The sequence below is a fragment of the Acidimicrobiia bacterium genome (assembly GCA_041676705.1).
In the GTDB taxonomy this organism is placed as follows: Bacteria; Actinomycetota; Acidimicrobiia; order Acidimicrobiales; family SKKL01; genus Actinomarinicola.
This window is the reverse complement of the sequence record JBAYRL010000009.1, coordinates 17,800-30,750: the sequence shown is the minus strand read 5'-3', so window position 1 is coordinate 30,750 and position 12,951 is coordinate 17,800. Positions and strand designations below refer to the sequence as shown.

Below are 12,951 nucleotides of genomic sequence, written 5' to 3'. Positions count from 1 at the left end.
GCTTGGGTGGTGCAAATGTTTGGTTGGGTGTGTTGGTTTTGTCGTTTTAGGTTTAGACACCCACCCAGGTACCCAACCCTTCGATGTCGGGTGGTGGTGGGGTTTTGTAGTAGGGCTCTAACAGTGGGTACCACCACAAAAAAGGTGAACCCTTATCCCGGCTATTTATGTGCCGATGAGGGACAAAGAAAGGAGACCTATGAGCACTAGCAACTTCCGCTCCCAAGCGATTCATCTCATACGGGACGCTCGAAACCCGTCGGTGGTAGCTGCTATTGAGCGGCTCCGACAAAACACGAAAAACCAAACCATGCCTAGCTACACCGTTGATGATGTTGTAGATATGGTTGAAGGTTTTATGGTGATGCGTTCCCCTAAAGAGTTAGCACACCAAAAACCGTATTCAGAACAAGACGTAGTTAATGTGTTAGGAAACCTTGGTTCTTGGTTAGCTAAAGTCCACAAAAAACCAGACCCTACCGAACCAAACAACAAGGTCGCTACGGATGCGGATAGTTACGAACCCCAAACCTGGGATTTAGACGAGTTATCATCGTTTTTGCCAGAGTTTGAAGGGCTACCGTCTTTAGGAGGTAACCCGGAACAGCTCCGCAAAAAACTTCTCACCAAACTTCGACGGAAACACCCACCCAAAAAACGTGGGGTGCGTCGTGTGTTAGCTACACCGATGCCGGCTGTAGCAGCCCAAAACGGTGAGATCCCGTTGTTCCAACTGGCCCCAAAACCGGGTACGTTAGTTGAACTAGCAGGAACAGAAACCACTTTGGTGGCGCCAGTTGTTCCGCCAGGGTTTGAAACAGAGCTTCAACGTTTCTCAAAAGCGTTAGGTGCTTTGATAGCTCATCGTCCTAAACATAAAGACATAGCGAGGTGGTATGAGCGCACTAATCGTCGTTCTGAAGCCAAGTTGTCTTTCACTATGGTCGCTACTGTTTCAGGGTTCGCTCGTATAAACCAAGAAGACACTTTAGATCAGGTGAGCGACGCTCCCGAGTTCGCGGTGGCAGCAACCCAAGCGTGGGATTTGCTAGAAATTTCTCGACAGGACGCCTATCACGGTCTGTTCAAAGTGTTAACAGCGTTTGACCCAGCCTTGATTTTAGAAGGAGCGGTCGCGGCACGGGTGTTGTGGGAAGCAGAAATGGAACCAATAATCCGTTTCGCTAAAACAGCGCCAAACAGCCCGGTGTATGAAACAGCTTTAGATCGTGAAGTGTTGTTTGTCGCAGCCAAAATTGTGGCGTCACCCCAAACATGGGTGTTACCTACAGTAGGTGCTCTTTCTGAAGGGCAGATGCGACGCATCGCTGAAACCGCTGGTTTAGTCCGAAGTGAACGTACCCCACTGGTAGTTCAACGCGAATTAGCAGAGGCTTTGCAACGGCTAGGGCTCTCAGCTGATCGGGACCTGTTTTTACCAGAAGCTGAAGCGGCTTATGAAACCGGCCAAGAAACCTCGTTTTATGAGGCGCTGGAACGGTGGGCGTCAGGCGAAATCCTTGAATGGGAAAGTTTCCGTCAAGATATCCCTGTATAAAATGTTTAACAATCTCAAAACGGTCTGTCAGCGTGTTAGTTGACAGACCGTTTGTTGTGTCACCCCTAACACTAGGGGAACCCTATGGCAGGTTCAACGGAAAGGTTAACCTAACAGCAGCTACATGAACGGTTAGGTGTTTGGGTGGGGCTATACAAGTTGGTGGGGTTGCTTGTGTTGTGTTTCCTAGCTATCAATTGTGGTTAACACAACTAGAAACCAAACGAATCTTAAATAAGGGTGGTAATATCGTGTATGTTTCAGATCTACTGCGGGTTGTGTCGTCACCCCATGTTATTCGTGCAGCATTACCTGTGGTCGACACATCAACAAATGTTGTCATTAGTGTTGCTATGTCACCGGGTTGCACGTTAGACATTATACGTGACTACCCGCAAATGTTTGCGGGTGCTACGGCACGCCAAGTATTGTTAGCAAACACAACAAATCCGCAAATCGTGCTGTATCTTTTAGAAAACGAGAAACGGGTCACAGTTTTAGAACAAGGTGTTAACCGGTGGCGGTTACCTGATAGTGTGTACAGTAACATTTTGGAAAGAGTTAACGAAAAACACCTTCCGAAACTGTTGCGGGTAGCGCCGCTGTACCCGGCTGAGCTCACCAAAGCTGCTGCTTTACGTGTCAAAACCACGGACCGGGAACAATATTGGTCTTGGCTGGTGAACGGTGGGCATAAAGCGTTCTCCTCCCAAGAACTGTTAGAACTATTAGAAGACGGTGCCGCTTGTGGTGACGATACGGACATGTTATATGTTGTGATAATGTTACGTCCTGATGTGTGGTTGGGTGTGGCACAATCCACAAACCCGGACCTTCACAGTTTGGCCTATGCGTTAGATTTACCGTATGAGGTCGTGGAAGAGTTGGTCGAAAGAATAGACCTAGATAACAACCTTGCAAATATGGTGTGGGTGGGTAATTTGGTGACCCGACCAGATCTAGACGACCGGCTTTATGATCGTCTTCGTAGCCAGCTTCTAAAAGGAAGGGGGTCGTTTTACCCAATAAACCTTCCCCCAGTTGGTGGAAGAGTAGTCCCGAAGATGCCTTTGAAAGACTGCACAGACCCTAAGGTGGTCGCAGGCTGGTTACATATGTTGAACCGTCTCGGTTTATATCAGTGGTGGTCTGTAGTACAAGAGTTAGAAGCCAACCCGGTTTTGCGGAACGATCCTGATATTCGAATGTGGCTACTACAAAACCGCTACGGGCATTCTGATATGACCCACCTGTTGGTAACACCCCAGTTTGTTAACTACATGAGAGAGTTGTCTGAGGATGGTTCGATACCAGAATCGTATACAGCTCAAAACCCGTTACCTGACCTTATACCAACGGAGCCCTCACAGGCGAAACCCCTTGAAGACCTGGTAACAAACCCTAACGTGGAAGACTATGCTTCTATCGCAGCGGTGCGGGTTTACTCTCCCAATGCGATCCCGGTTGAACGCTATTTTTCTAACGGGCTATATGTATATCTTGTTAAAGAACTAGGGGATGGTACTTCAGCAGAGTCAGCAGCTAGATGGCATTCGTTGTTTACGTTGTGGGATCGTTGGGAACGGCCCCTGTTGGACCTAGTAGCTACAGCAAAAGCTGTAACCAGCTAAACATCACCCGGCCAGTGTTACGGCCGGGTGATTTTGTTTTAACAGTGTCAAACAGTGACAGGTCACACTGCTAGTTTGTGGTATCTCTAAAACTGGCAACCACCCTCAGCAACGTTGTGTCAAGCCCACCTTGGGAAGGCTGTTACGTTGTGACCATCAACCAGAAACCAAACAGGTAGTTAAAAACCTACTGTAAATAGCTGTCACAGGTCGAATCTGTTTTGAAACGTTTTGTGATTCACCTAGCAACCACTGGATGTTTAAGACACGGAACTAGTGCTAACCGGATACGGTAACTGTACCCAAAAATGGTGGGTAGCAAATACAGCTGGGAGCAGACCGCTGTAACGGTTGTTTGCAGTTTTTCGGGTTTTCACACCATTACCAGCAACTATCTAGATAGAGGGGTTTTATGGGTCGTGTTAGTGGTGTGGATTTACCAGTTACCGCACCGTTTTTTGCATCTGAGGGCAGTATGCCACCACCAGAGAAGGTTTGGAAACGTTTCTGGATTCGTACAGTCACGCTAGCAACACTAGTGGCGAGTGTAACATATTTGTTGTGGCGAGCGTTATACACGTTGAGTTGGGACACGTTCTGGTTGGGTGTGCCGCTGTTTGGTTTTGAAGTGTTGTCCGTGGTAGGGCTCGCACTTTTTGCTCATAGTTTGTGGGATTTAGATGGGAACACCCCACCCGCCCCAGGTTCTGGTGCCACGTTTTCCGGTTCTGTAGCGGTACTGATACCTACTTTTAACGAACCGTTAGAAGTGTTGCTACCCACAATAGCCGCTGCGACCAGTTTAGAACCGGCCCATGAAACGTGGGTGTTAGACGACGGAAAACGTGGGTGGGTGAAACGTTTAGCACAAGACCTTGGCGCTAACTATTTAACACGTGATTCAAACGAACATGCTAAAGCCGGGAACCTGAATCACGCGTTATCAGTTGTGGATGCTGACGTGGTAGCAGTCTTTGACGCTGACCATGTAGCGTCCCCCAATTTTTTGTTGAACACTCTAAACTATTTCGAACGTGACCCTAAGGTTGCTCTTGTTCAAACACCCCAAGATTTTTATAATCGTAAATCGTTTGAATATTGGGACTCAAGCGGGGCTAGCTACGGGGAACAGGTATTGTTCTATCGGGGAATCCAACCTGGTCGTAACCGTTGGGGAGCCGGGTTTTGGTGTGGCACAAACGCTCTAGTACGTACCGAAGCGCTTCAAGAAATAGGTGGTGTTGCAACCGATTCGGTCACCGAAGATATTCACACCACTATCAGGTTACATAAAGCTGGTTGGCGGTCGGTGTACCACAACGAGGTATTAGCCCACGGGTTAGCAGCCTCAGGCGCCGACCAATATTTGCTGCAACGTTACCGTTGGGGATCGGGGGCGATGCAGGTCCTACGAGCCGAAAACCCGTTGTTCCAAAAAGGTTTAACGTTTCACCAAAAAGTTGCGTATTTGACAACACTGTCCGCTTGGTGGGAATCGTGGCGGCTTTTAGGGTACCTGCTAATACCAGCGTTAGTACTTATCAGCGGTGTGTCCCCCATAAACGCGAACATCATTGATTTTATGGTTTGGTTCGTACCCGTGTTTTTGATGCAACGCTTAACGTTACGGTTGTTGTCCAGAGGGTTCGGTTCAGGGTTACGGGCGGTTGTGTTTGACGTGATCCGAATGCCAGCAGGTTTAACAGCAACCTTAAACCTTTTCAGGTCTCGCCCGCTACGGTTCGAAGTGACCCCCAAAGGCGCTTCTGGGCGGAGTCGGGTACGACAAAACCCTCCAGGGTTGCTCTGGCTCCTATTTGGGGGCGGGATCGTTGCTTTAGCGTGGGGGGTCGCTACTTTAGCAGGCTGGCTACCTCAAAGTTACTATGACCGTTGGGTGGTGGTAGCTGCCCTGTTTTGGCATGTGTTTAACCTTGGGCTGATCGGTACAGCTATAGCTAGGGTCCGGTCGTTACAGTTCGGGTCAGAACGTCGAAACTCGGTACGTTTCGGGGTTGGTTATCAAGGCGTGTTAGCCAACAACACCAACGTCGCGGTGGTAGACGTTTCTTTGACCGGCGCTAAAGCATATATGCCTGTAATGGGTTTACCGCCAACAGCTGTTAAAGAAACCCTCGGACCAGAGCGCCCAGCACACACTACGATCGTAAACAGTACTGTTGCGGATGCACCTATCAACACTGGGGACACTGTTTTGGTGCCCACAACATCTAGCAATGTTCCCGATGTGACTAGTGACAGTGTGTTAAAGGTGGGGGACATAACATGTTTAGAGCTGCCCCAACTTGGAATCGTTTTAGACACTGTGGTACGAAACAAATATGTTACAGACGGTAAAGAAATCGTTGGTTTAGAGTTTGTTGAAAACCAAACCCACCAGATCGCAGCGTTAAGTTTGAACCTGTTCCAAAACCGTTTCAACAACCCTGACGGTAACACCGAAACCCAACTTAAAACACCAACATTCACTAGCTAGCGTTCAACCCAAAAAAATGTAGGCACAACCTGTTACTTGCCTGTTTCCTTTGGAACGGCACCACATGTTAGTAACAGGGTTGGGTTGGCTGGGGGAGACAGCGTTTAACGTTACCAACCAAAAAAGGTTGTGTCGTGCGCTTAGGTAGTGTCCCGGTGGGGTTGCGCCCAGCGGTTTTGGGTTTGTTAGTGAAGCGTTTAGAAGTGGTTAGAGACCGTTTCGGTCTTCAAAGATCACTCACGTGGTTGAACAAACGATAAAAGGAGAAACAAGGGTGGATCTTGTCACACAAATTTTAAGTCGGGTCCCGTCACAAAACGTTATCCAGGCTGGTTTAAGTGTTGTCGGTCCTGGCAAAAACCCTAGAAAAGTTGCCAGCAACCCTGCGATATCGGCAGCTACTGTGAAACAGTTCCCAGGTGTTTTCAAACCAGTTAAAGTTGCAGAAGCACTTGTTAGAAATACAACCGACCCTGCGGTTATACGTTTTGTTTTAGAATCGTTAAAAGAAAAACGTATCTCCGTGTTGTCAGCTATTGAGAACGAGTGGTGTTTACCGGAAGATTTAGCTGGTCTAGTGTTACAACGGCTACCGAGAGAACGTGCAGCAAGTCTTGTTTTCGCGTCGTACGGATATTTCGTGGCGATACACAAACATACAGATCTGATTTTTGGCGGTACCCTGCTAGCTTGGTTAGCTAGAGGCGGACACCGAAAACTTGGTGACGACGAACTGTTTGAACAGCTTGTCAGTTGTAGCATTACAGCATCAGCAACAGTGCTAGTAACAAGAATTTTAGCGGAACGTCCTACACTCATTGAACGTCTAGCGGCACAGGGACCGCGTAGATGGTTACCAAGTGTGGTAGCAACTGCGCCCACCGGATTGTTACAGCCGCTCTGTGACCGGATCGTTGCTGATCCTCAAACAGATCTTGAAGCGTTAGAAACGTTGGTGTGGCGCCCTGATACACCTGTGTTAGTGTATGAACGAGCCAGGCAACAGTTAATGGCACAAAGTTCTAAAGTACCTCCTGTGGCCCGGCACCGTCCGCTAGTAGATGTCACATTTAACGATGTGTTTTGTGTCGATCAGGTTTTGTTACATTGTGAGCTGTTTGGAAAACCACCAAAAAATCTGTGGCCAAAAGTTGTGTCTCAACTTGTAACAAATGAGGTGTTGTGGGACAACCTGGAAATTCGACGCTTTGTTGCTTCTTGGACAACACCTGAAGTGCCCTACCAGTACCGGTGGTTAGATCAGCAAACAATCGACAAGCTTGACGCTTTGCATCTAGATGAGCGTTTCTCACCCGAACTGAGAGGTGCCACAAGATTTGGGACGATACACCCCGAAACGCCTGAGGTGTCCGAACTGGTAGATGAACCAACCAGGAAACACGTTACCAACAACATGGACACAACCGCTAGCAACGAAGCGGCAGTAACAGGCAACGTTTTAGATTTCGACGGTAAAATCGGCTTCAAATTTTCGAAGCTAACCCGAAACACGCTTGCTTTAGACAGGCACGGGGATACGCTGAACGTTGACGATTTCGTGGGATGGTTGTTACAAGAGTTGGGCGACGGGAACACTTATGGTTCTAAGTCGTGGTGGGAAACGTTTTTCACCATGATTGACCGCTGGGACCGTACCTTTGGAGAACTTATCCAAAGTGTGAAACGGATCACAACCCCCACGAACTCCTAACAGGTTTATCGTTTAGAGAGTTTCTGGTTTGTGACCGCGCAACACACAACATTCTGTGTGCTAAAACGCCTGAAACATGGAACGACTGTATTGTTGTGACCTTGTTTTGGGCGTTTTTTGTTTCATCTCAACACCCTGGTGGCACAACAAGCACAAACTCACGGTGATGCCACATTCGTTTCGTTTGAGTTTCGGTAGGTTTATGTGTCCCAGCGAACACAGTGGTTGTCACCAACAAATGTAGGTATAGAAACGATAGTGTTAGGAACAAACAACAGATGAGTATAAACACGTTTATTCATGGTGTTACCGCCCCAGGGGTTTTAGCTGTGGCAACACAGTTTGGTGGTGAACACCCCCGATTTTGGGAGTCGATAGCTCGTAATCCGCACACAGATTTGTCTGTAGTGAAACCGGTTTATGAACATTTCAAATCAAGTAAAATGTCAGCGTTGTTGTTAGAACACACTAACGACCCGGATCTGGCCGAGTTTTTGTTGGGTCGGAACGAGAAACGTAAATCAGTGATTCGTGCCGGTTTGGAAAACTGGTTTTTACCGGAACGGACATATGAGAACCTTATCAAGGTCTTCGACCCTAAAGAAATAGTTTGGCGGTTACAACTACCGGATGGTTACACCCCTGAGGTGAAACATCGCATAGCGTTAAACCTCCCACCGAAAAGCTGGGAACAGTGGCTAGCGTTAAACGACACCGGTTTCACAGCAACACAGCTTCTTAGCTGGCTACAAACCGTGGGGGATACACAACCACAGAACGTTTTAGCAGTGGAAGCAGTCTTGGCACGCCACCCGCAACTCCTCAACCAGCTGGGCAACAAGTTTTGTGTTGTGGTAGCTCAAGTCGTCGCCAATTTTCCGGTTAGTGACAGGCTTGTTGACCATATTTTGGTTGCGGCTGTACATGACCCAGCTGAATATCGTGTTGCTGTAGAAGGGTTGTTACAACAACCATGGATTTCGGTGGAAGCGCACCATAAAACGGTCGAGTTTTATAACAGATTTTATGGGGAGATGTATCCCGACACGGTGAGCGCAGCGTTAAGCATCGACCGGGGTTTCCAAGGTCACGGTTTAGCGTGGTTTAGTGACCCTGAGGTAGCGCTAAACTATTTGGCTACCATAAACAACAACCCGGTTCTGTACCGAAGATTGTTAGAAGACTTGGCGTCCCAACCCGACCTAGCAAACAACCCAAAAATTTTGGGTTGGGTAGCACACCCTGAACATCTCGGTATGTTATCCAAAAACAAACCAGGTTGGTTATCGGACCCGGTCCGAAACCTGATTACTACCGCCATAAACGGACGTTATCAGGTTCTACCAGACTGGCAAAAGACCCTGTTAGAATGTCGGGCGGGAGAGACACCCTTAGATGCGGGTGCTTTTTGGAAAACTTGGGATTTTATGGCCCGTAGACCGTTCCCTTTAGATGCTGTACTTCCGCCACAAATAGGGCCCGGATCAAACCCAGATAAACCTGTGTTACGGCCTGGGCGTCCAATGTCCGGTGGGCACGCCGTATATATTTTGTACGGACAGTCGGCCGATATGGGGTTGCTGGCACCGTTTGGGAAACACCGCCCACCAACCAAGGATGGTTCTGCGGTACGTAACTATATAGACGCGACAAAGATCGTTGACTGGCTGGTCGGTCATTTGGGTGAAGGGGACACACCAGAGTCGGTTGCGAACTGGGAAAGAGCGTTTATTTTGATACCGGCATGGGAAGGAACTTTAGTTGAACTTGTCGAGGCCCTTGCTCGTCTAGGTGTACAACACAAAGCTGTTGCCTGATCGGCATGTCCTACCAGAAAGAACAGTTCGGAATCTAAACAACCTTATTTAGGGTGTTTGATGTGTGACTAGAGTGCTGTCTATCAACCATAGGCAACCAAACTCTAGTCACACATTTGTTGTTTACCGGCACCCCCCCTTTTGAAGAGTTGTTGGTAGTAGTGTCCTTTGGTCGTGTTGTCTCTTTATGACCACACAACACCTACTGTTGTGTGTCGGCAGTCTACCTGGTGGCATCTTTAGCATGTTGTTGTGCGGGTTTGGCTCTCTTCGTGAAGCGTTCAAAGGTAGATCGGGTATAAACCACGCTAGCTCCGAACTTAAAGTTGTTAAACACAACCAAAGGTAGAGATACGGGGCTGGAGATATACTCATACAAACAAAAAGGAGGCTAAATCCGATGGGTTTAGCAAAAATTGTACAAAACATTAGCGCCACAGAAGTGTTACAACTTGTGCTGCGTGTCTTAGGGGACAACCCCAAAATTGTGGAAGCCGTAGCAAAAAACCCGCACACAACCCTAAGGGTTGTGGAATCTGCTTGGCCTAGGTTTAACACGGTAGGCGAAGCGACCCGGCTTATAGAAAACACGAACGACCCTGCTGTTGCGAACCGGATACTAGGCGGTAACCATAACGCCCAAGCGGTTTTATTTGCCGGGCTAGAAAACTGGTTTTTACCAGCAGAGCTATACAAAACAGTGATCCGTAGATTAAGTTCATACGGGCTGTTGTGCGTGTTGGATGGTTACCCGAAAACGCTTAAGAGCGAACTAGCCCAAGACCATGTGAGTCGAGACAGCCGAGACTGGGTGGCATGGGACATTACAGCGTTTAGCGACGAAACACTTGTTACTGCGCTGCAAAACAAAATCCTGTCGCAGCAGTTAAAGCGTTCTGGTATAGAAGCTGTTGTGTTTCACAAAATAGAGCTTCTAGACCAGCTGGGTGTAAATATTAGCCCAGCAATCGCTGATGTTGCTGCAGGTTTTCCTCTGCCAGAACAGGTTGTAGAAAACATTTTGGTTGCGGCTAAAACAAACGGTTCCCTTACACAAGGCTACAAGACCGCACTTGTCGGTTTAGCGGCTCAGCCTTGGCTATCTGTGGAGCTTCATACACAAACCAAAACATTGTTGGAACAACACTTCGGTATCAAAACCACCGAGGACACACCGTCGTTTCAAGGCCAACTTGGCGGTATCACAAACCCTCAAAATGTTGATGAAGCGGTCGAGTTTTTAACCCGTAGCCACAAACATGCTTCATTAATCCGCAGGCTAATAGTGGAGGCGTTAACAAGCCCTCACCTATACACCCACCCCGAGATAAAAAAATGGTTACTTAACCCTGGGATACCAGGATTTTTTTCTAAAGGTCAGGCAGCTTGGTTTCCTGAAAACGTGACCCAAACGTTACGCGGGATTGTTGCGGAGGGCATGAATTATGATCCTGATCATCACAACTCGCCAATGAGTTGGGATTACCGCAAAAACGTGAAATACCTGTCGGGTAGTAGCACCTGGAGTTTAGACCTGATCGGACGTCCCAGGTATCAAACGCTCGATCCGGTTGATGTTCCGGTGAGACGCAAACCGTCTAAAAGCCTAAATGTTGGGAAACAACCAAACCTGTTACCAAAGGCTTTAGTTTCTAGTCTTTCGGTACAGGCACTGTTTAAACCCGACACAGACCCCACCGTATATCCGGGGCTCGTAGCATGGTTTCTAGAACAACTAGGCCCAGGGGACACCCCAGAATCGTTGGCTGTGTGGGAAGTGTTTTTAAGGTTACTACCAGAATGGGACCGTACCTTAGAAGACCTCGTGACAGCCACAAAAAAACTTGTGAAGGTTTAACAAACCTCACATTTAGAAGATGGCTAGTTTCCCTATCATAGAGAAACTAGCCATCTTTGTTGTTCTCATCCAAGAAACGACCGGCCAACTGCTAGTCCAGGTTTTTATTCCTGTTTTAACAACCTGGTTGGGCAACGTTTTGGTGGTCGGCGGTTTTGTTATAGCGGTTTGGGTTGCGGAGATATTTAATTATTTGAGGTGGCCCTCACCCACAAGAGTCACCTCTTCACGTGCAGGTGTTGTTTGTGCTGGGTACGGCGGTGCCGACACTGCCACAGTCTGTTGAGTGTTAATTGTTTGTGAGGTTGTTGTAGTGTCTGATGTTTCCCCAAACCCCGAAAGTCAGGTATCTGGTGAGCTGTGGCACACCCAAATTCCACAAAATGTGGGTGCTCCGACAAGCAAAACCGGGTGGGTGGGTGTTGAGAACGCTGCTCAAACAGCGAATCAGCATGTTGCTCAAACAATTTTGACACCAAACATGTCCGGTCTTGACACCTTATTTTCTGACAACCCTGGAACTCGCGCTCTTTTCCGACTTTTAGATGATCCTGATGTACAAGACGTCCGAGCGAACTCACATAACAGTGTGTTTTTTACAGATTCGAGCGGCCCTCGGCTTTTGCACCGCATATTTTCGTCCCCGCAACAATACGAAGAGTTTATTGACGGGTTGTTAGCATTGACCGATGTTGGTTACAAACGGCTAGCGGACGCCAAAACAAGTGTGGTAGAAGGCTCTTTCGATACACGGTTAACTGTGTTGAAAGGGTCTGTTATTGTAGCAACTTCTGACCTAACTCGTGGAGAACCAGCGTTAGTTGTACGAAAACAACCTAAAACGTTAATCACTCTAGATGAGATGTTAGAAGAGAACATGATGTCCCAAGATATGCGCCTGTTTTTAGAAGCAGCGGTTAGAGGACGTCTGAACATGTTGATCTCGGGTTCTTCTGGCGCTGGGAAAACAACGTTAGCTAGAGCGTTGTCGTGGTTTGTTGACCCTTCCCAAAGAGTGTTAACCGTGGAGGAAATCAACGAGCTACATTTAGTGAGCCGGTTACCTAATGTGGTTTCATTAGTCACCTATCGGGATGTAGATGAACAAGGGCGTGTTATACGAGAAGAAACTTTGGAAGATCTGGTAAGGCACGCGTTACGGATGCGTGCCGACCGTATCTGGGTAGGGGAAACCCGTGGTAAAGAAGCTTATGCGTTATCAAAAGCGTGTCTTTCAGGCCACGACGGTTCAGTCACCACACTTCATGCTAACAACACTGCCCAAGCTATTGAACAGCTAGTGTCTTACACTATGGAAGCTGGGATCCCAGAAGAAGTTGCTAGGGACCAGGTAGCTAACGCTTTCCATTTGGCGATACAAATCAAAGTTTCTACTTTAGGTCGGCGGGTAATAACCGAAATAGTAGAACTTGAACCGGTTCGTGAAGGTGCCCGTCAACGGCGGAACCCGTTGTGGGTATATGATCAGCATTCAGACATGTTTATTCAACAAGGGCAACCCTCTCCACGTTTGTTAGAAGCTTTAGCACGTTACAATGTAAACATTTCCGGTTATCTGGGGTACTCCAGCTGACCGTCTAACAACACCCCGGAACCGTCCCTGTAGCCCCCTCGGGGCCGATCAAACGGCCGGGGTTTCGTATGTTAAATATAGTAACGTTCATTAGGGTTCTAACAGCTAGTTTTTGTGTTTGTTAGAGGGGTGTAGTTCGGGTTTGTGTATCAGCCGCCAAAGTGGGTTGTTATGAGCTACACCGCTACCCACACGCCTTTAACACATGACCCGCCGCCCCAGCCAAATGTTGGGCGTTGGGTTTGGTTCAAACATAGCCCTCTAGCGTTTTGGGTAACACTTGTC

General features: G+C 48.0%; 7 protein-coding genes. All 7 read left to right on the top strand.

Annotation, left to right across the window (positions count from 1 at the left end; genetic code table 11):
• The first annotated feature begins 199 nt into the window (after positions 1 to 199).
• Positions 200 to 1,558: a hypothetical protein gene (locus WC184_11330; GenBank protein MFA7478464.1), complete on the top strand. Its 1,359-nt coding sequence runs from the start codon at positions 200 to 202 to the stop codon at positions 1,556 to 1,558.
• A 251-nt stretch (positions 1,559 to 1,809) separates the two neighbouring features.
• A complete protein-coding gene (locus WC184_11325; protein ID MFA7478463.1) occupies positions 1,810 to 3,189 on the top strand; it encodes a hypothetical protein in 1,380 nt (459 codons plus the stop codon).
• Positions 3,190 to 3,601: 412 nt separating this feature from the next.
• Positions 3,602 to 5,686, top strand: a complete 2,085-nt coding sequence (locus WC184_11320; GenBank protein ID MFA7478462.1) for a glycosyltransferase — start codon at positions 3,602 to 3,604, stop codon at positions 5,684 to 5,686.
• 274 nt (positions 5,687 to 5,960) lie between these two features.
• Positions 5,961 to 7,397 (top strand): hypothetical protein, encoded by a 1,437-nt coding sequence (locus tag WC184_11315; protein ID MFA7478461.1) that lies wholly within the window; start codon positions 5,961 to 5,963, stop codon positions 7,395 to 7,397.
• Positions 7,398 to 7,675: 278 nt separating this feature from the next.
• On the top strand, positions 7,676 to 9,214 hold the full coding sequence (locus tag WC184_11310; GenBank protein MFA7478460.1) for a hypothetical protein: 1,539 nt from the start codon (positions 7,676 to 7,678) through the stop codon (positions 9,212 to 9,214).
• A 400-nt stretch (positions 9,215 to 9,614) separates the two neighbouring features.
• Positions 9,615 to 11,072, top strand: a complete 1,458-nt coding sequence (locus WC184_11305) for a hypothetical protein (GenBank protein MFA7478459.1) — start codon at positions 9,615 to 9,617, stop codon at positions 11,070 to 11,072.
• A 313-nt stretch (positions 11,073 to 11,385) separates the two neighbouring features.
• Positions 11,386 to 12,666 (top strand): CpaF/VirB11 family protein, encoded by a 1,281-nt coding sequence (locus WC184_11300; protein ID MFA7478458.1) that lies wholly within the window; start codon positions 11,386 to 11,388, stop codon positions 12,664 to 12,666.
• The last annotated feature ends 285 nt before the right edge of the window (positions 12,667 to 12,951 follow it).